A 21,641-nucleotide genomic window follows, 5' to 3' on the forward strand; every position below is an offset into this window, starting at 1 on the left:
GTCAAATCAATTTTTCGTCCAAAAAAGCCCCGTTTAGGGGCTTTTTTGTTGATCCCTGCCCCACCTTTGGTAATATCGGGTCTGTTTTATTTTTCGCTTCAAAATAAAAGAAGCAATAAACAAATTCTGAAAGTCATGAGTACTCAACAAAAGACGACCATGGCTGGATAAAAATTTATAACCAGTCTAAGTTCTAACACGAACATAGCGTACTAGCCTCTAGCGAACTTACGTTAAAGCAGTTAAGCTGAACTGGTTACAAACTTACAAAAAATAAATTAATTGGGGTATATCAAATGTACGAGAAGCAAGTAGAAATCACAGCAGAAAACGGCCTTCACACACGTCCAGCTGCACAGTTCGTTAAAGAAGCAAAATCTTTCGATGCTGACATCACAGTGACTTCTAACGGCAAAAGCGCTAGCGCGAAAAGCCTGTTCAAGCTACAAACTTTAGGCCTAGTAAAAGGTACTAACGTTACTATTTCAGCTGAAGGCCCTCAAGCTCAGCAAGCAGTAGACCACCTAGTTGCTCTTATGGATCAACTACACTAATACGGTCTCCTTCTTTCAAAGCCATTTTGCACAGCAAAGTGGCTTTGTTCGAAATAGATAGCGATAAGCGCGACATTTAGTCGACGACTTAAAGTCACACATTCTCCCGTTTACAGTTGAACAACTAAGGTAAGGCTATGATTTCAGGCATCCTAGCATCTCCTGGTATTGCTTTCGGTAAAGCACTACTACTTCAAGAAGATGAAATTGTCCTAAACACTCAATCTATCTCAGACGATCAAGTTGAAGCAGAAGTTCAGCGTTTTTTTGACGCTCGTAACAAATCTTCTCAACAACTTGAAGTTGTAAAGCAAAAAGCACTTGAAACTTTTGGCGAAGAAAAAGAAGCAATCTTTGAAGGCCATATCATGCTGCTTGAAGATGAAGAGCTAGAAGAAGAGATTTTAGCACTCATCAAGAAAGACAAAATGCACGCAGACAACGCGATCTACACAGTGATCGAAGAGCAAGCTGTTGCACTTGAGTCACTTGATGATGAGTACCTAAAAGAACGTGCGACTGATATCCGTGATATCGGCACTCGCTTCGTTAAAAATGCACTAGGCATTAACATTGTGTCTCTAGCAGATATCAATGAACAAGTTATCCTAGTTGCTTACGACCTAACGCCATCTGAAACTGCACAAATCAACCTAGACTACGTTCTTGGTTTCGCTTGTGACATCGGCGGTCGTACATCTCATACTTCAATCATGGCACGTTCACTTGAGCTTCCAGCTATCGTTGGTACTAACGATATCACTAAGCAAGTTAAGAACGGCGACATGCTTGTGCTAGACGCGATGAACAACAAGATCATCATCAACCCTTCTGACGCTGAATTAGCAGAAGCTAAGAAAATCAAATCTGATTTTGAAGCAGAAGCGGCTGAACTAGCAAAACTTAAAGACCTACCAGCTATCACGCTTGATAACCATCAAGTAGAAGTTTGCGGCAACATCGGTACAGTTAAAGACTGTGACGGTATCCTGCGCAACGGTGGCGAAGGTGTTGGTCTGTACCGTACTGAATTCCTATTCATGGACCGTACAGCACTTCCTACTGAAGAAGAGCAATACGTTGCTTACAAAGAAGTAGCTGAAGCAATGCACGGTGAGTCAGTGATTATCCGTACAATGGATATCGGTGGCGATAAAGATCTTCCATACATGGATCTTCCACAAGAAATGAACCCGTTCCTAGGCTGGCGTGCAGTACGTATCAGCTTGGATCGCCGTGAAATCTTACGTGACCAACTACGCGGCATTCTTCGTGCATCTGCACACGGTAAGCTACGTATCATGTTCCCAATGATCATTTCTATTGAAGAGATCCGTGAACTGAAAAAAGCAATCGAAGAGTACAAAGTTGAACTTCGCGCTGAAGGTCATGCTTTCGATGAAGACATCGAAATTGGCGTAATGGTTGAGACTCCAGCAGCTGCTGCAATCGCACACCACCTTGCTAAAGAAGTGGCTTTCTTCTCTATCGGTACTAACGATCTAACGCAATACACTCTTGCAGTTGACCGTGGTAACGAGATGATTTCTCACCTTTACAACCCACTATCTCCAGCGGTTCTTCTTGTAATCAAGCAAGTAATCGATGCTTCTCATAAAGAAGGCAAGTGGACAGGTATGTGTGGCGAGCTAGCAGGCGATGAGCGTGCAACTCTACTTCTTCTTGGTATGGGTCTAGATGAGTTCTCTATGAGCGGTATCTCTATCCCTAAAGTTAAGAAAGTAATCCGTAACTCTAACTTCGCAGAAGTTAAAGCTATGGCTGACGAAGCGCTATCTCTACCTACAGCTGCAGAAATTGAAGCTTGCGTAGAAAAATTCATCGCTGAGAAAACTCAGTAATCACCAAGAGCTTAATAAAGTTAGACGGCTAAAAATAGTCGTCTAATTTGTTAGATTGGTATAGTATATTCTACAGAATAAAACTAAACGTTAGGAGCATGACACAATGGGTCTGTTTGACAAACTGAAAAAGCTTGTATCTGATGACAGCGCTGATGCTGGTGCAATCGAAATCATCGCACCTCTTTCTGGTGAAATCGTAAACATCGAAGACGTGCCAGATGTAGTTTTCGCTGAAAAAATCGTTGGTGACGGCATCGCTATCAAACCAGCTGGCGATAAAATGGTAGCTCCAGTTAACGGTACTATCGGTAAGATCTTCGAAACTAACCACGCATTCTCTATTGAGTCTGACGACGGTGTTGAGCTTTTCGTTCACTTCGGTATCGATACTGTTGAACTTAAAGGCGAAGGCTTCACTCGTGTAGCTGAAGAAGGTCAATCTGTTAAAGCTGGTGACACTATCATCACTTTCGACCTAGCGCTTCTAGAAGAGAAAGCGAAATCTACGCTTACTCCAGTTGTTATCTCTAACATGGACGAAATCAAGGAGCTGAACAAGCTTTCTGGTTCTGTAACTGTTGGCGAAACTCCAGTTCTTAAAGTAACTAAGTAATTTCGATTACTTATCTGCTTTAATTAAAACGCTACCTAAGGGTGGCGTTTTTTGTGCCTGCTATATTTGTTCAATACCTCAGATAGGCATTACTGACTATCACACCGAAACCCTTCTCCTAGCTCCCTCAACCAATGAAAACTACACTGACCGTTTATCTCCTGCTATCCGACCTAGTTTTTTACTAAACGTTGTTAAGCGCTATTCAAGGCATTTCGCCTATACATCAAATTACACTTGTGAATTTTAACAAACAGAGATCTCTGATATCTCGTTCTACTCGATTCTGAGATACGACTAAAGACTTCGATTCAGGTAAACAATGGATCAATACCGCCCTATAGTCGTCATTCCCTACAGCGAGAGACGAACATGATAGGAAATCTCGCTTTTACTTCTATTTACCAAAAAAAATTTCCAAATACACCTTCGCCAAATAGCAGACAATAAAAAACCCAGCCGAAGCTGGGTTTGTTTAGCGCTCATCTCTCACCACGAGCTAATTTGTGGAAGCCTAACGTTAACGCTTATGATCAACAGCGCTTATAACCAACTTGGCAACGTGGCCTTTCAATCGATTAACCTAGTAGGCTAAGTGCCGAGTTCGGAGCTTGCTTCGCTTGAGCAAGGATCGAGCTTGAAGCTTGAGAAAGGATCTGAGACTTAGTCATCTGAGTCGTTTCTTTCGCGAAATCGGTATCTTTAATACGGCTCTTAGATGCGTTAACGTTCTCGTTAATGTTGTCTAAGTTGCTGATAGCGTGGTCGAAACGGTTTTGGAAAGCACCCAGTTCAGCACGGTGGCTATCTACATACTTAAGTGCCGCATCGATAACTGCAACAGATTCTTGCGCGCCGCCAACTGATGTTACGTCGATAGTATCAACCGTTACTTCTTTGCCAGATTGCATGCCTAGTTCGCCAGCAAGGCTACCTGAGAATGCCACTTCGCCTTCAACTTTGTTGTTGCCAGTAAACATTTGTAGGTTGCCGTCTTCAGTTACAGACGCTTTAACAGAATCTTGTTGACCGTTGATGTACGTTGCTAGCTCTTCGATGTCATCGCCCGCTTTCGCAGACACATCGATTTCTTGTGCTTGACCGAAGTTATCAGTGAACGACATTTTTAGGTCGTTTGCGCCAGCTTGAACATTCCAGTCTTTATCTTTCGCGTTCTCAGTTTGGTAGCTTTTACCACCCATCTGAGCGTTATCAGAGCGCATGTCTTTCAGTTGAAGCATTACCGCTTCACCGTTGTCCGCACCGATTTGGAATGATTTAGTGCCGTGAGTACCGTTAAGCAGCTTGTTGCCACCAAAAGACGTGGTTTCCGCGATACGGTTCAGTTCGTCGTTCAGAGCTGTTACTTCTTCTTGAATCGCTACACGCTCAGATTTTGAGTTTGAGCCGTTTGAAGATTGTAGAGACAAATCACGCATACGTTGCAGGATGTTTGTTGTCTCGTTCATTGCACCTTCAGCAGTTTGTGCAATAGAGATACCGTCGTTCGCGTTACGTACAGCAACATCAAGACCACGACTCTGAACGTTCAAACGGTTCGAGATTTGTAGGCCCGCAGCGTCATCTTTCGCGCTGTTGATTTTAGAGCCTGAAGCTAGACGCTCCATTGATGTTTGTTGTGCGCTGTTTGCGTTGTTTAGGTAACGTTGTGCTGTCATCGCTGAAACGTTGGTATTTACATTCACTGCCATGGTGACTTCTCCAATTGATTTTCCGGTATAGCGGTTTCCGACGTCTCGGAAAACCAAGTAGTTATCTCTAAGTTACTATTAATAACGGCGTGAATGCTGAAACCTTTAGGAAAAAAACAACAAAATTAAAGAAATAGCGATAAAGAAGAAGAAAGCGTGACTGGCCGTAAAATTATCAAAAAAAGATGAGAAAAGCGCTAAAGTTGTCGAGATGTCAGTCGAGCGAGAAGTTGTATTTTTATTAACCAAAGGGCTTTAGTTAAGCTGAACTACCTTTATAAGATTTGAGGTAATTTATTAACCGAGCAAGGTTAAAGCAAGATTCGGCGCTTGCTTTGCTTGAGCCAGTATTGTGGTGCTCACTTGCTGCAATATTTGCTGCTTGAGCATTTGAGTGGTCTCTTTGGCGTAATCGGTATCTTTGATTCGGCTGTTGGATGTCGCCAAGTTCTCATGAACATTTTCGAGATTATTAATCGCATGATCAAAGCGGTTTTGCATTGCGCCGAGTTCGGAGCGATGACTATCCACGTACTTCATCGCCGTATCTAAAATAGAAACTGCACGCTGCGCGCCACCCACATCGGTCACATTGATGTCATCGACTGATTCGTAATAACCCGCAGACATCGAAAGCTCACTGGCTAACGAACCTGAAAAAGAGATCGTGCCCGCAGTATCTTCACCAGACATATAGATCTGAAGCTGCCCTTCATCATTAACTGAAGCCGAGACCTGATCTGTTTGACCATTAATATAGGTCGCCAACTCTTCGATATCATCGCCCGCTTTCGCCTTGATGGTGATCTCTTGTGGCTGACCAAAACGGTCGGTAAACGACATCGTCATATCATTCTGGTTGGATTTGACTGCCCACGAGTCACTTGCCATGCCATTGGCGACATAGCTAAAACCACCCATATTGATGTCATCGGTGCGCATGTTTTTCAAACCTATCTGCACCGCTTCACCAGAACTGCCACCGATTTGAAATGACGAACTACCAAAACTACCGTTAAGAAGTTTTTTACCGCCAAATGAAGTCGTTTCAGCAATTCGATTCAACTCATCATTTAGAGCTGTCACTTCTTCTTGAATCGCTGTCCTTTCAGACTGGCTATTCGAACCATTACTCGCCTGCAGCGACAAATCTCGCATGCGTTGCATGATATTGGTGGTTTCATTCATCGCTCCTTCTGCAGTCTGCATAATGGAGATTCCATCGTTAGCGTTTCGAACCGCGACATCAATGCCGCTCATCTGCGCTTCTAATCGATTCGAAATTTGTAAGCCAGCCGCATCGTCTTTTGCACTATTAATACGGCTCCCTGAAGCTAAGCGCTCCAAAGATTGATTCAGCATGCTATTAGCATTAGAGAGGTTTCTCTGAGCCACTAGCGCTGAGACATTTGTATTAACAGTTATAGCCATAGACCTTCACTTACAAAAAGATGAATAAAACTCACGATTGCTCTTATATCGACCAATTCATCTAAAGCTTTAATAAAAAAGGAGCCCTGAGGGCTCCCTTTGTTTATTCTTTTTGAGACGATTTACTTAACCGTTAATGCACTCAACATGTCAGTCGACGGGGCAAAGTAATAAGCGCCTGTCACCGCTTTAGTAAAACGAAGCAGTTGGTCTGTTTTACCATCTGTCACGCCGTACATACTCTCTAGCATCGCATCAAAATTATGACGAACGTTACAGTAAGCAATGAACAATAAGCCGTGGTCGCCCGTTGCTGTGCCGTAAGGCAGGCTGTGACGAACAATTTTCAGGCCCTTGCCTTCTTCTTTGATATCCACACGACCAACGTGAGACGCCGCAGGAACATCGTCTAATTCAATTGAATCGGGCTTAGTACGACCAACGACTTTCTCTTGTGCCGATACATTCAATCGATTCCAAGCAGGCAGGTTATGCACAAAACGTTGCACCATCACATAGCTACCACCCGCAAATTCACCTTCAGGCACAATCGCTACTTCAGCGCGCTGTGCGTCTTTCGGGTTTTCAGTGCCATCAACGAAGTCGGTCATGTCACGTGAATCTAGGAAGCGGTAACCGTAGGTTTCATCAACTACTTCAACGTCCGCAGCTATTTCAGATAGCAATTTACGTAGGATGAAAAAGTGCAGATCGTGTCGATTTGAATGACAGTGAATCAGAACATCAGACAATGTGCTCGGTGCAGTGACATCACCTTCCCCAAGCGCAGGGAAATCAATGAGGTCAGACGGAGCAGCTTGCTCGAACTTATCCCAAAAAGCCTTTGAGAACGCAACTGACGCCGTTAAGTTCGCATCGGGTTGAGTTTGGTTGAGTTCTTCGATTAGCGCAGGAATCTTTTGAATTTCCGCTAATACGTTAGCAGCGTTAGCATTCACTTTTAGTTGAACGTAAAGAGCGAAAGGCCCTGCTTCTGGCAAGATAGCACTTTGAACGTTAGGCTGCTCATTTGAGACATTAAGCATAGATTATTCCTTCCAGTTTTAGCTTCTAAGTATAATTGTGAATAGGACAAATGTTTTGATGAGAATCAGTCTTCGAGCTCAACCACTTTAAAGCAATCCCTAGCGGCATGACTATTGGTTAGAAAAAGCGCTAACCATAGGAGCAATAACAGGGTGATGCCATTTGACCAACGGAACCATCCATTATCCAGATAGATTAAATAAATGGTATGAGACCCCTGTGCCAAGATAGCCACCATGGTGACCCAACGCCCCCAAGATACGACTTTATTGAGGCGCTTTCTCTCTGGTGTTCTGAGTCCAAACAACCACATGAGTAACAAGATCGGAATACTCAATGCAATCCCAACATAAAACATTTGATGATCTGGATAGATGATTTCGAGGATATCAGTGCCCGACTCTCGGCTTGCACCTGCAACAATGAAAACGACCAAAGCTTTCGCCAGAAATAGCCAACCTAACCATAATAGGATTGGGGCTTTTAAAAAGCCGTGCTTGTCGTATTGTTCTATGGAGTACCGCACAAATCTCACTTTCACTTATTTTCAAACCAACACTTTAACGCAAATCATTCATACTTAACTAGGTTTGCGTTATCTTATTGGTTAATCCGTTTTAATTATCGAACTCAGTATGAAAAAGAAAACTAATACACCATCTGTTGAATCACAACAAGAAGCACTGAAGATAGCCAAAGCGACACAAAAGCCAGCTCAAACCAAAGAACAAACCAAGTTGATTGCTCAAGGTATCGAGAAAGGCATCGCACTCTATAAAAAGCAGCAGAAAGAACGTGGCCGCCAAGCCGATAAAGCTAAAAAACGCGTACAGAAAGAGAAGCAGACTCTGCAAGCGAACCAAGACCAAGAACAGAATGTCGAATCGAACAAAGAAACAACATCAAATCACGCCAGTAAATTGCCGTGGTTGTTATTGTTCGCAAGCTGGATAGGCTTCGCGATTTATTTGATGAAATAACAGGATAAGCGTATGAAAAAGGAATTAATCGCTTTGGCTATGAGTAGCGTGCTACTTGGTTGCACGACACCGACATCAATGCCTCATAGCGAAGCTGACAACGTGCAAATGGATTTCCACGGCCTTATCAATATTGCGCAGTGCGAGTATAAAGGGGAAGTCACTGGCAGCGAGGGCCATTGGTATAGTTACCTGTTTTACCCAAACGACACCTTGATTCAGGGCGCCATGAATGAGCTCAAGTCAAATACGATTGAGCTAGGTGCAGATACCGTGATATTTACACTCCCCCAAGACTTTTCCACTTCCGTGACTATGTTGGGCACTGCCTATCTGTGTAATTAGGGAGAAACATAATTAGGTAGCTCGGTGCTCAAATGAGCAAGATGCTACCACTTCGATTTCTACTTCTACTGCAAAAAAGAAAGCCAGCTTTCGCTGGCTTATGCACTAAATCCAAGGCTTGTTGCTATATCGCCTTTACGTTGGATAACCCATTGACTGTCAAATGGACCCCAGTCGGATAACTGGTAATAGCCATCATTATGACGTCGCCCATCTTGAACAAACATAAGTTCGATACCGATCCCCGGTAACGCCTTGAGTACATCTTGAATAGTACGACGAGGCCAACCCGTTTTTTCGATGAGTTTAGGCACATTTGGCCTATCAAGGCTTTCCACTAACAATGCTAAATATAGCCGCCTTGCAAAAACAGGACTCAACTCCATTGACACCTCCTATATATGTGCAACTCAATTATTTCTTTTTTCGCTGACAACATGTTGAGGTTGATCAATAAGTCTCCAATAGTGACATTTTCTTACTGTTTTTTTTCACTCTATGAAATATTCCTCACTCTATTTTGTCTGAATTGCAGCTTCCTGATAGGATTCAACTCATAACAACGAAATAAAATCACCCAAAGGAAGAACAATGACTATCACTATGTTTGGCATTCCGAACTGCGACACCATTAAAAAAGCAAAGAAATGGCTCGAAGCTGAAGGGATCAAGTTCGAATTTCACGATTATCGCAAACAAGGCATCACTGAAGAGTTGGTTACGACCTTCTGTTCAGAATTTGGCTGGGAACTTGTATTGAACAAACGTGGTACAACTTATCGCCAACTTTCACAAGAACAGAAAGATACATTAACGGAAGACAAAGCCGTGACTCTGCTTGTTGAGCAACCAGCAATGATTAAGCGACCGATACTAAAAGTAGACGGCAAGCTTCATATCGGATTTAAAGCCGACCAATACGCCGCTATTTTTGCTTAGAGCACTGTATTTAGATAGACAACTGGACGTTGTTCTCGGAATCAGCGTCCTAAAAATTAATGACTAGACGTTTTATTTAAACAAGGAATTCAAGGATGACAGATAGCCCAACTTTGGCTCTGGCAAAAGACCTCATTAGCCGCCAATCAGTAACACCTGAAGATGCCGGTTGCCAAGACCTGATGATTGAACGCTTAAAAGCACTCGGCTTTGAAATCGAAGTGATGGTATTTGAAGATACGACTAACTTTTGGGCTCGTCGTGGTACAGAAGCTCCTCTGTTTGCTTTTGCTGGACACACTGACGTCGTGCCAGCAGGCCCTGTTGAGCTTTGGGATACCAAGCCATTCGAACCGACGATCGTCGATGGTTTCTTACACGGGCGCGGCGCAGCAGACATGAAAGGTTCTCTGGCTTCAATGGTTGTTGCTGTTGAACAGTTCATTGCAAAACACCCTGACCACACAGGCTCGATTGGTTTCCTTATTACTTCTGATGAAGAAGGCCCTTTCATCAACGGTACGGTACGTGTTGTTGAAGCATTGATGGCTCGTGGTGAGAACATCGACATGTGTATTGTTGGTGAACCATCAAGCACTGAGTATGTGGGTGATGTTGTGAAGAACGGCCGTCGTGGTTCTATCACTGGCGATCTAACGATTAAAGGCACACAAGGCCACGTTGCTTACCCTCATCTAGCAAACAACCCAATTCATAGCTCTCTGCTTGCAATCAATGAGTTGGCAACGACTGAGTGGGATAAAGGTAATGACTACTTCCCGCCGACGAGCTTCCAGATCCCAAATGTAAGTGCAGGAACCGGAGCTTCGAATGTAATTCCTGGTGAGTTTAATGTTCAATTTAACCTGCGTTTTAGCACAGAACTAAATAACGATATTATCGTTGAACGAATCACAGCAATACTCGACAAGTACGATTTCGAATATGACCTAAAATGGACATTCAATGGCGACCCGTTCTTAACAGACGCAGGCTCACTGCTTGATGCTATTGTTGATGCCGTTGGTCACATTAACAACGTAAAACCAGCCTTACTGACCACAGGTGGTACATCTGACGGACGCTTTATTGCACGCATGAAAGGACAAGTCGTCGAACTCGGCCCTGTGAATGCCACCATTCACAAGGTTAACGAATGCGTGAAAGTGGCTGACTTAGAGAAACTAACCGACATGTATGAGAGAACATTAGTGAATCTGTTCGCTAAATAGTTCTTTCATCAGCGATTCATAGTATCTAATTATTGAGAGACGCGTTATGACACCAGAGCAGCTTACCGGACAATCCGATTCTCATCTGGAACCTAACCTCATAGGTACCAAGACATTTCTGGTTCACAGTGATGTTAAAGATGACCTAAACAGTTTGATTGAAGCTGCTCAAGTCGCTGGGTTTAAAATGGAGATTGCCAGTGGCTTTCGCGACTATGAAAGGCAATCTCTGATTTGGAACCGTAAGTTTTCTGGTGAAGCACCGATATTAGACTCAGAAAGCCAGCCACTTGATGCTTCAAGACTCAGTGAACATCAAAAGTTGTCGGCTATCTTAAGGTGGTCTGCGCTTCCTGGGGCGAGTCGTCACCATTGGGGTTGTGACTTTGATGTCTTTGCTCGTAATCACTTACCTGAAGGCACACAGCTTCAATTAGAACCATGGGAATACCTTACTGGCCACCAGCAGGCGTTTTACCAATGGCTATCTGTTCATGCTTCGCAATTTGGGTTCTTCTTTCCGTACAGCCAAGACCTTGGTGGTGTTGCAATAGAACCGTGGCATATTAGCCACCGTAAAGTTTCACAGTCGTGTTTATCACAGTTATCTCCCACTTTACTTGGCAAGCAACTCCAATCTAAGCCAATATTAGGATATGAGATTATTGTGGAGCAGCTAGACGAGATCTACGCGCGCTTCGTAGCGAATATCAGTCATTAGGAGCGCTTATGTTGGAGTGGCTTACAAACCCTTGGGTTATCATCATCATAGTGGTTAGTGTTGTGGTGGGTAACATTGCCGCTCTCAAACAAACCGCGAATATGGATCTGACAGGTCGTAGTAAACGAGAGAAAGACCTAGATAAGCTCAATCGCTTGGACAAAATAAACCAAGAGAAAGATCAAAAAGAAGAATCTACGAACAACAAAGACATTTAGTCTTGTTACTTTTTATGAGCTCGCCTAGTTTGCTAATAGCCATCTGATTAATAAACAAATACAAAAAAAAAGAGGACACATTGTGTCCTCTTTTTTATTTACTTTGCTAATTACAGAGCTGATTTAACGCAGCTCTGTAATTTATTCTGCCGTGCTTACTCAGCTTTCGCTTCTTCGTCATTTTTAGTTTGGTCAGCAACGTGTGCTAATACCGGTACCATTGATTTCAATAACGCTTCTTCTACTGGTTTACCTGATGCATCCGTTACGTTAATAGACGTACGGTTGCCAAGGTCACCAAACAAGAAGGTGTAAGTACCTGGCGCTAAATCAATAGGCTGTAAGCCAATTTGTTCCCAGAACTCATCATCTGGCGCTGCATACTTAGCTTTCACTGTACCTTGAGATTGATTACGCTCTTCAAGCTCGAAGCCCATCGTCGGTAACAAGGTAGGCAGACGCTGCCACAATACATTGTATGGTGTACGAGCAATGATCACAGGGAAGCCACTGCGGTCCGCACCCATTGAAATTGGAATGCGTTTCACCAATTCTTGCGCTTTCAACGCCGCTTCAGCACGAAGGTTCTCATCGTACTTGGCCATGACTAAGTTAGTTAGGAACGCGTTGTAACGCTCTTTATTGGTTGCCGATACTGGTTTCTCTTCAGAACCTTCACGCCAATCAATAAGGTTAATTTTGAAACCATGGCGGTTGTTCGCTTGGAAACGAGAGAGAGAATAACGGCTGCCAATCTCTACTTCTTCGTCTTCAGAAACCCAAGTAACCCAGTCGGTCTCAATATCATTCTCTGATTGCTCACGAATGCCAATACCACGCTGAGCCAACATATCTACAGCAGTTTGCCACACTCGGTCGGCTTCTTCTGCACGAAGGAGCCACAGAGTCACTTCACCATTTTGACGCTCAGCACGAGCCCCAGGGATCAGTTCAAGAACCTGCTGAGGTGGACGAATATCCACTTCACGACCTGTACCACCGCTAAACTCACCACTTGGGATATCAAAGTTTGGGTAAAACTGAGGTTGAGCATCTTCAGGCAATTGCCATTGTGAAAACTCAGGTGTTTCTAAGTATTCGAAATCATCTTTGGCTTGGCGACGTTGAGTCGGGCTGCCAGAACATGCTGTAAGAACGAAAACAGCCAGTGATCCAATCACTAGCTGGTGAGAATACTTCATTTACACTCCTAAATGCCGAAGGTTCGCTTCGGCATCACTTCATACGTTTTTAGTAAATGCACGCTTCAGTCATTGCTTGAGCAACAACAGGTCGAGCTGGTTCTGACAATTCAGTCAGCGGTAGACGTAAGCCACCTTCAGCAATCAGACCCATTTTGTGAACCGCCCACTTTACGGGAATAGGGTTAGACTCAACGAACAAGTTCTTATGTAGAGGCATCAAGCGCTCATTGATCGCTTCAGCTTCTTCAAACTTACCTTCTTTCGCTAGCTTGAACATGGTCGCCATATCAGCGGCTGCAACATTGTTCGTTACAGATATCACACCATCGCCACCACGCTTAACAAATTCTAGGCCTGTTAAGTCATCACCACTTAGTAAGATAAAATCTTCGCCACAAAGTTCACGGTGAATTGCAATTCTGTCGAGATCACCCGTCGCATCTTTCAGTGCAACGATGTTTTCAATCTTAGCAAGGCGAGCAACTGTTTCTGGTAACAAGTCAACAGCAGTACGACCCGGTACATTATATAGAATCTGTGGAACGTCGCTTACTTCAGCAATTGCTTTGTAGTGTTGGTACAAGCCTTCTTGAGTCGGCTTGTTGTAGTAAGGCGTTACGCTTAAGCAACCAGCAATACCAGAACCATTTAATAAACGGCTGAATAACACTGACTCGTGAGTTGCGTTCGCGCCAGTACCTGCGATTACAGGGATACGACCATCTGCAAATTCAACGATCTTATTGACGACTTTGACATGCTCTTCAATAGTGAGTGTTGAAGACTCACCAGTTGTGCCAACCGCAACCAGACCATCACTACCTGCAGCAACATGGTACTCAACTAGCTTTTTAAGGCTGTCGAAATCCACTTCACCATCTGTATTAAATGGCGTAACTAGCGCAACGATACTTCCTGAAAACATGTCTATCTCCCTTAATTTATTCTTTTTGCATGTTACTGTAAGCCAATCAATAAACACAAGACATTAAAGTGGCTTACTGGCAACATCTGCATTAAATATTGTCGTATGTTTGAGGTAAAACGACTTATAACAGCGTTCGACCTAAAATTTGGGTAACCTGCGTTCAATCTAGCGGATACCGCATTGCTAGATGTCAGTAGCAAGTAAGCTGTGCCCTCTCTTCAATTTCTTGTTTTTCACGCTCTAGATATTCCTATCATTTACGGCGCATTAGAAGCAAAGCGCCTCATAAAAAGCCCCGTCCACACGCTTATTCCTCGTTCTAACTGTGCTAACATGCATGCATCAATGGAATATATAGAGACGTGATTTTATGACTCAACATCTAGTAATCACAGCTGTGGGCACTGATCGCCCAGGTGTTTGTAACCAAGTGGTACATTTAGTCACCCAATCAGGCTGTAACATTATTGATAGCCGTATCGCCCTATTTGGCGAAGAATTTACGCTTATCATGCTGCTGTCTGGAAAGGCAAACAACATCACCCGCGTTGAAACAACTCTGCCCTTGCTTGGCCAAGAGCACGACTTGATTACAATAATGAAGCGAACCTCAACTCATGATGTTATTGAGAACTCCTACACTGCAGAGGTATTCGTTGAGTCAGACGATAAAATCGGCCTTACCGAACAGTTCACTCAGTTCTTTGCCGACCGTAACATCGGCCTCAACTCACTGAGCGCACAAACCATCAATAAGTCCAAGGTTCAGCTCGATAACGACCAATTCCATATCTCTATTACCGCTTCTGTGCAATCAGAATGTAACTTGATGCAGCTACAAGAAGAATTCAATTCGCTGTGTCAGAGCCTATCAGTCCAAGGCTCGCTCAATTTTATTAAAAACAGTCTTTAAAAAGGAAATGTCATGAATACGCTGACAGCTGGTGTTCCAGCACCTGCTTTTTCTCTTCCCGATCAAGATGGCAATATAGTATCTCTTGGTGACTTCAAAGGTAAAAAGGTACTTTTCTACTTTTACCCAAAAGCAATGACCCCTGGTTGTATTGTACAAGCTGAAGGCCTGCGTGATATCAAGGCACAACTTGACGATCTCAACGTTGTCGTTTTGGGTGTAAGTGTTGATCCAGTAAAACGCCTACCAAACTTCGTTGAGAAGAAATCTCTGAACTTCACACTGCTATCTGATGAAGACCACAGCGTTGCTGAACAGTTTGGGGTTTGGGGTGAGAAAAAATTCACCCTTAGAAAAAAAGAATGACAGAAAACCTTGATATATTTTTATGACAAATCTATCTTTGATATGTGGGTAGCATATCGAGGATTGTTTTGTGATAGAAACGTACAAAGAAAAATGTTCTGATGTTTATGATGACTACCGACTTCTTTCTGTCGAAGTCGATACATTAGCAAAGCTGAGAATCTCTACAAATACCGATACTGAATCAGGGGAAGTAACATACTCTCCCGCTCTATCTCCTTCCAATCTAAAATCACGCATAAAGAATACCGATATCATCGTTGCCCCTGACGGTAGAGTGGTTTATCCACAGTCACTTTATCTAGTATCTAAATTGCGTGGTGAAGCGGCTGTAAAAGACACAGGTTCAATCGCAAAAGGTTTGCTAGCTTTCACTCGTTATTTGGATTCGACTCACCACTCTCAAGTTGATGAAGATGGTCATGAAGTACCATGTGAATACCTAACGTATAAAACCCTATCGAAGTACGAAGAAGAAGGTGCTCCCTGGCGATTTGCTGAATTCCTGCTTGCGAACTGCAATGATATTGAAGGCTCTAGTGGCAGCGAGGCTTTTAGTTTATCTACCGCTCGCACCTATATGGGCGTGGTAATTGGATTCTATAAGTGGATGCAAAAAAACGGCTACATCAAAAATAACAATGAAAATATCGTTACCCACTACACCACAGAAACAGTGCATCAAGAGTTAAACCAACACGATATGCTGGCTCATACAAAAGCTGGCTCTCGGCGTACATATGAAACTTCCAATATCATGAGGATGTTCCCTAAAAAACAAAATACGCCTACTCACAAAAAGCTCAAGCCCATGCATCCCGAGCACAAAGTCTTATTTAATGGACATATAACGTCACTCCCAAAGACGACAAAACTCATCTTTCGCCTATGTGTCGAAGCAGGACTTAGAATAGATGAAGCAATTCACTTCCCAGCTCACGATATCGGAAACGCTGACTACAGTGACTTGGAAACTGTACCAGTCGCAATTACCCACACTAAAGGCAGTAAGGCGCGTACCGTAGATATCCCCATCGAACTGTACGAAGAGCTAGAGATACACAAAGAAAGTCACGCGCATTTTAAAAACCTAAACAAGCGCAATGAGCTTATTGAGGCAGGCAACGAATTGGATACCGTTGAGTACCTATTTCTCTCAAACAAAGGTGTGCCTTACTCAGCCAATACATTAGAAACGCACTTTTCAAACCTAAGAAAGCAGATTCGCGAAGTGGACTCTTCTTGGTATTACCGAATTCATGATTTACGTTCTACCTTTGCTACTCACTGGCTTTGGGAAGAGTCAGAAGAGCGAAATGTTAGCTATGACTACCTTATGGGTGAATTAGCGGAATTGATGGGACACGCCAGCACATCGACCACCGAAAAGTACATTCAGTACATGAATAAGCTAGACGACCAAATCAACACGGCTAAAGCCAAAAACCGCAAAATAAACGGAGGTTGGTCGTAATGGCAAAAAGCAAAATCGCAAAACAGTCCAAAACCGTCAAGCATCTACGAAACAATCAAAATGTTGTTCCTTTGAATTTTGAGATTCCTTATCAAGATAATAAATCAAACCAAGTACGGCAGTTCGATGTTTCTCACCTATTGCATTTAGGGAGCAGCGAAGAAAACGAAAAGATAAACAGTCGAGCCGTATTTATCAGGTCTTTTTGCAAAAAGGCTAATCAATATGTCAGCAATGGCAATTCAGCACGAAGCGTCACAGCAAGCTACATAAACTTGCGCAGCTATCTGGCTTTTTGTGATGCAATAAATGTTAATCCATTCAACGAAAACGGCTATTTGAAGTATGCTGGCAACGATGGCGAGTTAAGGCATCGTATCAAGATGTTTACCCCTTCAAAACGCCTATGGGAATATAATCACGGTGATGAGTTAGGGATTAAAGAATCAACCGCTTCAGGAATGCTTTCAACTCTTCGTACTGCCCTTGAATGGTGCGGTTTGCCTATTTCAGATTGGGCGAGACACCACCGAGTGTTTACTGGAGAAAAAACGCCGTTTCAGGGGTACTCAGATGAAGAAGAAAAGTTTCTGGTCACACGATTAGAGACATTATTTTTCACTCTTGCGCCACAGCTCATTGCGACTAAAGAAAGCCATACCCCTTTACCAGAAACACTGCCTCTTATCATTAGACTTGGTTTGCATGAGGAAACAGTTCACATCCCCACATCATTGGAAACTCAACGGGGAGGTCGAGATAAAAGTGGCACCAAGGTTAATGCTCGCTCTGCCTTTAACCTAACGATGGGCGCTGCCTATCATTTAATGTGTTTTTTCACATCATTGAACGACAGCAACATTCGAAACATTGCCCACCCAATTCATTTTCATACAGAAGAGCGTGATAAGAGCCTGCAAGTAGTCAAAGTCTCAAGCCATAAGCCTCGCGCCAACAGTGAAGTCGATGCTCTGTTAGTGGGTGAGTCGTTTGACGTTGATAAGCGCGATGGCGTGAAGTTTATAACGTTGTTAAAGCGCCTGTCCACACTCTACGGCAGTGATGAAGATGGCTATGAGTTACTTTTTACCCTCAATAATCATTCAGACGTCGATGGTAGCTTTAATTTGTCAGAGTTAAATAAACAACTCGTTAACCAACTGCACCTGTTATCGCCTTATCGGGCTGGTAGCCTGCCTTGGTTTAAAGAGTTGTTTTACGCCTATCGAAACCAACAGTGCATCTCATTAAAGAAGGTCGTGAATCACTTAGGTCGCAATGTTGTTCAGAAGGAAGTGCAGGCAACTTCCAAAAGTATAGCAGGACAGGGGGCGAGCACCTGTGCCTACTGCATTTTATCTTGTTACACAGACTTACCGCTCAAAGGAATTTTACTTCCACTAACCTACTCAGAAAAAGATAGTGATGGCAACGTTACCGTTTCTTTTTACTATAGAAATGGCGAACATGAATGCTTCAAAGTCCCTGCTTCTGATTTAGCGCTAATCAAAGATATTGAGCAATATACGACAGAAAAAGCAGACAAACAGCCTAAGAAATACGAACGGCTGCTTTTAACAAAAACCTCCCAAAATACTCCTTCAGATTGGGAAGGCATCAACCCTATTTCAGCAAGTCTAATGACAAGATGGTCTGTTGAAACCAACCATTACTATTTATCTCTTCAATCAAGTCGCTGGCGAGAAATGAACAGCAACCAAGCTTATGCCGAGGGTGGAATTCAAACCGTTCAAAGCTTGCTGCAAAACAAACAAGAAACAATAGAGAGAAGTTACATCAACGGGCTTCCATCCCTCAATAAAGTCATTCTCTCTCAGGGTATAGAGGTCATCGAAAATCTCTTTGACAATAACTTAGAGCAAGCAAAAGACGCTGTGGCTAGAAGACGTGGTATTCCTATACTGACATACGAGGAAGGTGAGAAAAAGCGTAAAACTAACCCCAATGGAATCGCCTGCAATGGTAAGCAAGTCATTATCGATGGTAAGAATACACAACGTGAAACGAACTATGCGCTAGGCGTAGACTTGCCTTGCGCCGAGTTTGATATGTGTCACAAGTGCCAATCTGCCAAAGCGGTAGATGAGGTTGACGCCATTTATAAGCTTATTTCATACATCGATGTGTTGAAGGAGGGGCTTGATATGTTCCCTGATTCGAAAGGAGAGGCTCTAGAAAAAGTCGAGCAGTTTGAGTTTACGCTCGATGGGGCAAGTAACGATGTATTCGATGCAGCCATGAACAAATTTCATACCCAAGGTCGTCACCCACGAGTGTCCATCGACCATGCGGTTCTATCCCTATAGTTACAGAGGCTCACATGATAAAACTCTTTGACCTAGAGATCCAAAACAAGCTTCTTAAAGCACAACAAAATGTTGGCGTTCATGCCAATTACTTAATAGATGTATTAAAGCCAGCGATTGAGCGCGGCGATTGGGAAGAACTCGAAGCCCTTGAGATAGGCTTTACAGTAACAGGTGAATCACTAGGTAAAATTGGTGATGATGAAGCCTGGAGAAACCTACAACCTTATATTGACCCGCAAGCAAAGAAAAAACAAGCACTAGACTTTACGAACGATGGTAGAGTGATCGAGCGCAACCTAAAAAACGAGCTTAAAGCTCTCCTTCTTAAAATGATGTGGCTTTCACCTCATGACCATTCCTTTGCCACTCTTTATGATGCGTTAAATGACCTAAAAAAAGTCATCAACCCGCTTTTAAATGAGGGGCTTAACACGCTGTCTGCGTTAAACTTTGACCGCCTCGAAACTTGGGCACTAACAGTCTTGACCGATATTGACTTCGAAAGAGTACCAATTTACGTCGGGTTAAATCGCCTTTACGTGGAAGCCAAAGGTTTGCCATTTGAGGTTAACCTAAATAAAAAACTTAACGCCTCAGATTTTGGTTTAGCTCTTAAAGAAGCAAAACAACATACCGTCATTCCACAAAGGCTCTACTGTGTGGGGCTTCAAAAGTCAGAAGAGATGATAAATAAAGCTTACGCTTTTCGTCATAAACTAGGGCAATTAGCAGATTACATTACCACCTATTTTGAAAAAGCCTATGTAGGTTATGCTAAGTATCTGGTCAGTGGTGAAGCTAGACAAAAAAACGGTGGTATTAAATGGTATTTAGCCAAGACGACAAAAGAAAACAAACAGCGTACCATTGCTTTTCAACAAGCCTTCAGTGCGCTGAATTCTCCAAATGAAGAAGAAATATTGACGCTTCTTCACCACCATAAACCAGAGATTCACCACAGCTACATTGATAGCTTCCACACCGAACGTGAGCTAACGATTGGGCAATGGACAATCACCAACCTAAGAGGGGCTCTAGCGCTTTTTAAAACACTTAATGGTGGCTGCTTGTGGGGATTAATGGCTCGAACAGGGATGAGAGGCGATGAGATGTATGCCCTGAACACCGCTCAGGGCTGTACCGAAGAAATAATCGAACGCCAAAATATATATGTTATCCATGCCGACTTATCAAAAACCACCAAAGGCTCTCAATCAAAACAAGATGAGTTTGTTACCACCGAGGTTGGTATGAAAGCTTATGAAGCCCTTCAAGCGCTGCATACACCACTTAGAAAAAGGCACCCTAGCTCACAATCCTTCTTCCATAAAATAAAAGAGGATTTCAGTGAAATAAGAAAAAAAGCAATAGGAGAGCACTCTCAAGCTTGGTTTAAAGGCGTAATGGGTAAAGAGCTTACGCTAACCAATGAAGACATTGTTGACCTGAAAGTATCTGACCCCAATTTGTCGTTTGAATTGGGTAGCAATTACGAGTTTACCCCACACCAACTTCGCCGCTCTTTTGCTTACTACTTAATTGGTTATGAGCTTTGTAACTACCCGCAACTCAAACAGCAATTTAGTCATGTATCTATGGCAATGACGCGGCACTACGCAAAAAATGCCAGTAAATTTCAAAAAATCAGACAAAAGAAAAAGACACTTGCGAATGAAATTGATGAAGAACGAATCGACCAGAAAGCCCGTGTCTACTTAAGCATATATGATAAATTGGCAAACAAGGAGAGAGTTGCAGGCGGTAAAGGCAAAGAGTTTGCTAAAAGCATGACCAAAACCAACCGTAATTTATTCAAAGACAAGATAGATAATGACATGCTTTCTCTTAATTATTGGAAAAAGCAAATTCGAAATCAAAACCGACACCTTCATGCGGTTGCGCCTGGGATATATTGCACTTCGACCACTTGTGGATTAAGAACGCTTGTTAACCTAATAGAATGTGTAGATTGCAAGAATGACTACATCGTGGATGCCGTTTTTGCCGAAGCAAAGCGTAAAGAAGCTGAAATTCACATGCTTTACGATATTGAAAATAATGAACTCACCCCTCAAACGGCCTCTGAATTTTACATTAAAATTCAAGCGGCTGAACGTATTATGGGTGATTTAGGTATCGACTATGAGCCGGTTGTTTTCCCTAATGAAGTTAGAGAATTACTCATCCCATTCGGAGTTGTTTCATAATGTCACAGACAACAAAAAAGAAGCTAATTGACGCGTTAGAAAGGATGCTGAGCGGTGATGTAGCAAAGTTAACATCGAGAGAGCTGCGTAATAAGGCGCGAAAAGGCAAACTCAAAATCAACAACAGTAGCATTGAAAAAGAAGCTGGGCTTTCTGCTGGTGCACTCAGAAGGCATAACGATGTCGTTCTGATGATAAAAAACAAATCATTAGAAGTACAAGTTGCTCAAGATAAGAATACAGACTCCCCTATTGAGGTGCTTCAAAAAGAAATAAAGGCGCTCAAAGGTGAACGAACACAAGCCAACAAGAAGAAAAAAGAATATTACGATGAAGCTCAAAGCCATAAAGAAGCGTTGGCTACTCAAGCTGCCATTCATGTAAAAGTAGTTCAAGAACTAATGGAAATGCTTCCTGCTTCAGAGCGCGAGAAAGCCATGGATAAAGTCGTTAACACTAGGCCCGATAATATCGTTGAAGGCAACTTCAGAAAGTAACTAAACCTAGTTTAGAGTTACTACTAGACAACACCACCAAGCATAGATAAAACTACACACTGAA

At 42.9% G+C, this 21,641-nt stretch carries 21 protein-coding genes and 1 pseudogene; 15 read left to right on the top strand and 7 right to left on the bottom strand.

The features are described 5' to 3' along the window. The first annotated feature begins 296 nt into the window (after window positions 1-296). The 3 genes from AC3CID_RS11595 (at window position 297) to crr (ending at window position 3,032) form a co-directional block, all read left to right on the top strand. The gene (locus tag AC3CID_RS11595; RefSeq protein WP_004734263.1) at window positions 297-554 is read left to right on the top strand and encodes an HPr family phosphocarrier protein; all 258 of its coding nucleotides are present in this window, start codon (window positions 297-299) and stop codon (window positions 552-554) included. Window positions 555-691: 137 nt separating this feature from the next. Continuing rightward, on the top strand, window positions 692-2,416 hold the full coding sequence (gene ptsI / locus AC3CID_RS11600) for a phosphoenolpyruvate-protein phosphotransferase PtsI (protein WP_017079443.1): 1,725 nt from the start codon (window positions 692-694) through the stop codon (window positions 2,414-2,416). A gap of 106 nt (window positions 2,417-2,522) precedes the next feature. Further along, entirely contained in the window at window positions 2,523-3,032 is a 510-nt protein-coding gene (gene crr / locus AC3CID_RS11605) for a PTS glucose transporter subunit IIA (RefSeq protein WP_004737851.1), read from the top strand. Between the two features lie 578 nt (window positions 3,033-3,610). Here crr and AC3CID_RS11610 read toward each other — a convergent pair. From AC3CID_RS11610 to AC3CID_RS11625, 4 genes are all read right to left on the bottom strand, one after another. Then, on the bottom strand, window positions 3,611-4,744 hold the full coding sequence (locus AC3CID_RS11610) for a flagellin (protein WP_237290330.1): 1,134 nt from the start codon (window positions 4,742-4,744) through the stop codon (window positions 3,611-3,613). A gap of 297 nt (window positions 4,745-5,041) precedes the next feature. Beyond that, on the bottom strand, window positions 5,042-6,175 hold the full coding sequence (locus AC3CID_RS11615) for a flagellin (protein WP_473575988.1): 1,134 nt from the start codon (window positions 6,173-6,175) through the stop codon (window positions 5,042-5,044). 122 nt (window positions 6,176-6,297) lie between these two features. Then, a complete protein-coding gene (locus AC3CID_RS11620; protein ID WP_488526572.1) occupies window positions 6,298-7,221 on the bottom strand; it encodes a Dyp-type peroxidase in 924 nt (307 codons plus the stop codon). 65 nt (window positions 7,222-7,286) lie between these two features. Continuing rightward, window positions 7,287-7,748, bottom strand: coding sequence for a DUF2919 domain-containing protein (locus AC3CID_RS11625; RefSeq protein WP_065205012.1), 462 nt, complete (start codon window positions 7,746-7,748; stop codon window positions 7,287-7,289). A 109-nt stretch (window positions 7,749-7,857) separates the two neighbouring features. Here AC3CID_RS11625 and AC3CID_RS11630 point away from each other — a divergent pair, with 109 nt between their 5' ends. After that, window positions 7,858-8,202, top strand: coding sequence for a DUF2956 domain-containing protein (locus AC3CID_RS11630; RefSeq protein ID WP_054547624.1), 345 nt, complete (start codon window positions 7,858-7,860; stop codon window positions 8,200-8,202). Window positions 8,203-8,214: 12 nt separating this feature from the next. Continuing rightward, complete coding sequence (locus AC3CID_RS11635; RefSeq protein WP_054547623.1) at window positions 8,215-8,547, top strand: DUF4156 domain-containing protein; 333 nt, start codon at window positions 8,215-8,217, stop codon at window positions 8,545-8,547. A gap of 98 nt (window positions 8,548-8,645) precedes the next feature. Here AC3CID_RS11635 and AC3CID_RS11640 read toward each other — a convergent pair whose 3' ends face one another. Next, a complete protein-coding gene (locus AC3CID_RS11640) occupies window positions 8,646-8,933 on the bottom strand; it encodes a winged helix-turn-helix domain-containing protein (RefSeq protein ID WP_004734273.1) in 288 nt (95 codons plus the stop codon). Between the two features lie 205 nt (window positions 8,934-9,138). Here AC3CID_RS11640 and AC3CID_RS11645 point away from each other — a divergent pair, with 205 nt between their 5' ends. The 4 genes from AC3CID_RS11645 (at window position 9,139) to AC3CID_RS11660 (ending at window position 11,657) form a co-directional block, all read left to right on the top strand. Beyond that, window positions 9,139-9,486: an ArsC family reductase gene (locus AC3CID_RS11645; protein WP_017096175.1), complete on the top strand. Its 348-nt coding sequence runs from the start codon at window positions 9,139-9,141 to the stop codon at window positions 9,484-9,486. Between the two features lie 95 nt (window positions 9,487-9,581). After that, a complete protein-coding gene (gene dapE, locus AC3CID_RS11650) occupies window positions 9,582-10,718 on the top strand; it encodes a succinyl-diaminopimelate desuccinylase (protein WP_488526573.1) in 1,137 nt (378 codons plus the stop codon). 46 nt (window positions 10,719-10,764) lie between these two features. Continuing rightward, complete coding sequence (locus AC3CID_RS11655) at window positions 10,765-11,439, top strand: M15 family metallopeptidase (RefSeq protein ID WP_488526574.1); 675 nt, start codon at window positions 10,765-10,767, stop codon at window positions 11,437-11,439. Between the two features lie 8 nt (window positions 11,440-11,447). Continuing rightward, window positions 11,448-11,657: a DUF2897 family protein gene (locus tag AC3CID_RS11660; protein WP_145564223.1), complete on the top strand. Its 210-nt coding sequence runs from the start codon at window positions 11,448-11,450 to the stop codon at window positions 11,655-11,657. A 155-nt stretch (window positions 11,658-11,812) separates the two neighbouring features. Here the strand turns inward: AC3CID_RS11660 and bamC are convergent, their stop codons facing one another. Further along, a complete protein-coding gene (bamC, locus tag AC3CID_RS11665; RefSeq protein ID WP_145564221.1) occupies window positions 11,813-12,859 on the bottom strand; it encodes an outer membrane protein assembly factor BamC in 1,047 nt (348 codons plus the stop codon). A 49-nt stretch (window positions 12,860-12,908) separates the two neighbouring features. Then, window positions 12,909-13,787 (bottom strand): 4-hydroxy-tetrahydrodipicolinate synthase, encoded by an 879-nt coding sequence (gene dapA, locus AC3CID_RS11670; RefSeq protein WP_029224892.1) that lies wholly within the window; start codon window positions 13,785-13,787, stop codon window positions 12,909-12,911. 373 nt (window positions 13,788-14,160) lie between these two features. Here dapA and AC3CID_RS11675 point away from each other — a divergent pair, with 373 nt between their 5' ends. The 6 genes and pseudogenes from AC3CID_RS11675 (at window position 14,161) to AC3CID_RS11700 (ending at window position 21,577) form a co-directional block, all read left to right on the top strand. Beyond that, window positions 14,161-14,703, top strand: a complete 543-nt coding sequence (locus AC3CID_RS11675) for a glycine cleavage system transcriptional repressor (RefSeq protein ID WP_017073798.1) — start codon at window positions 14,161-14,163, stop codon at window positions 14,701-14,703. A gap of 12 nt (window positions 14,704-14,715) precedes the next feature. Beyond that, window positions 14,716-15,048: pseudogene (gene bcp / locus AC3CID_RS11680) on the top strand (thioredoxin-dependent thiol peroxidase); the annotation flags it as partial. 91 nt (window positions 15,049-15,139) lie between these two features. Continuing rightward, the gene (locus AC3CID_RS11685) at window positions 15,140-16,543 is read left to right on the top strand and encodes a tyrosine-type recombinase/integrase (protein WP_488526575.1); all 1,404 of its coding nucleotides are present in this window, start codon (window positions 15,140-15,142) and stop codon (window positions 16,541-16,543) included. After that, the gene (locus AC3CID_RS11690; protein ID WP_488526576.1) at window positions 16,543-18,870 is read left to right on the top strand and encodes a hypothetical protein; all 2,328 of its coding nucleotides are present in this window, start codon (window positions 16,543-16,545) and stop codon (window positions 18,868-18,870) included. The genes AC3CID_RS11685 and AC3CID_RS11690 overlap by 1 nt, the downstream gene beginning before the upstream one ends. Before the next feature lie 14 nt (window positions 18,871-18,884). Beyond that, window positions 18,885-21,080, top strand: a complete 2,196-nt coding sequence (locus AC3CID_RS11695; protein ID WP_488526577.1) for a site-specific integrase — start codon at window positions 18,885-18,887, stop codon at window positions 21,078-21,080. Next, window positions 21,080-21,577 (top strand): bacterioferritin comigratory protein, encoded by a 498-nt coding sequence (locus AC3CID_RS11700; protein ID WP_488526578.1) that lies wholly within the window; start codon window positions 21,080-21,082, stop codon window positions 21,575-21,577. The genes AC3CID_RS11695 and AC3CID_RS11700 overlap by 1 nt, the downstream gene beginning before the upstream one ends. Window positions 21,578-21,641: the final 64 nt, after the last annotated feature.

Source organism: Vibrio sp. QJM3NY_21 (genome assembly GCF_057785975.1).

Excerpts from the sequence above, each read along its gene's own strand:
- AC3CID_RS11595 (WP_004734263.1), top strand. The coding sequence starts at position 297 with ATGTACGAGAAGCAAGTAGAAATCACAGCAGAAAACGGCCTTCACACA.
- ptsI (WP_017079443.1), top strand. The coding sequence starts at position 692 with ATGATTTCAGGCATCCTAGCATCTCCTGGTATTGCTTTCGGTAAAGCA.
- crr (WP_004737851.1), top strand. The coding sequence starts at position 2,523 with ATGGGTCTGTTTGACAAACTGAAAAAGCTTGTATCTGATGACAGCGCT.
- AC3CID_RS11610 (WP_237290330.1), bottom strand. The coding sequence starts at position 4,744 with ATGGCAGTGAATGTAAATACCAACGTTTCAGCGATGACAGCACAACGT.
- AC3CID_RS11615 (WP_473575988.1), bottom strand. The coding sequence starts at position 6,175 with ATGGCTATAACTGTTAATACAAATGTCTCAGCGCTAGTGGCTCAGAGA.
- AC3CID_RS11620 (WP_488526572.1), bottom strand. The coding sequence starts at position 7,221 with ATGCTTAATGTCTCAAATGAGCAGCCTAACGTTCAAAGTGCTATCTTG.
- AC3CID_RS11630 (WP_054547624.1), top strand. The coding sequence starts at position 7,858 with ATGAAAAAGAAAACTAATACACCATCTGTTGAATCACAACAAGAAGCA.
- AC3CID_RS11635 (WP_054547623.1), top strand. The coding sequence starts at position 8,215 with ATGAAAAAGGAATTAATCGCTTTGGCTATGAGTAGCGTGCTACTTGGT.
- AC3CID_RS11640 (WP_004734273.1), bottom strand. The coding sequence starts at position 8,933 with ATGGAGTTGAGTCCTGTTTTTGCAAGGCGGCTATATTTAGCATTGTTA.
- AC3CID_RS11645 (WP_017096175.1), top strand. The coding sequence starts at position 9,139 with ATGACTATCACTATGTTTGGCATTCCGAACTGCGACACCATTAAAAAA.
- dapE (WP_488526573.1), top strand. The coding sequence starts at position 9,582 with ATGACAGATAGCCCAACTTTGGCTCTGGCAAAAGACCTCATTAGCCGC.
- AC3CID_RS11655 (WP_488526574.1), top strand. The coding sequence starts at position 10,765 with ATGACACCAGAGCAGCTTACCGGACAATCCGATTCTCATCTGGAACCT.
- AC3CID_RS11660 (WP_145564223.1), top strand. The coding sequence starts at position 11,448 with ATGTTGGAGTGGCTTACAAACCCTTGGGTTATCATCATCATAGTGGTT.
- bamC (WP_145564221.1), bottom strand. The coding sequence starts at position 12,859 with ATGAAGTATTCTCACCAGCTAGTGATTGGATCACTGGCTGTTTTCGTT.
- dapA (WP_029224892.1), bottom strand. The coding sequence starts at position 13,787 with ATGTTTTCAGGAAGTATCGTTGCGCTAGTTACGCCATTTAATACAGAT.
- AC3CID_RS11675 (WP_017073798.1), top strand. The coding sequence starts at position 14,161 with ATGACTCAACATCTAGTAATCACAGCTGTGGGCACTGATCGCCCAGGT.
- AC3CID_RS11690 (WP_488526576.1), top strand. The coding sequence starts at position 16,543 with ATGGCAAAAAGCAAAATCGCAAAACAGTCCAAAACCGTCAAGCATCTA.
- AC3CID_RS11695 (WP_488526577.1), top strand. The coding sequence starts at position 18,885 with ATGATAAAACTCTTTGACCTAGAGATCCAAAACAAGCTTCTTAAAGCA.
- AC3CID_RS11700 (WP_488526578.1), top strand. The coding sequence starts at position 21,080 with ATGTCACAGACAACAAAAAAGAAGCTAATTGACGCGTTAGAAAGGATG.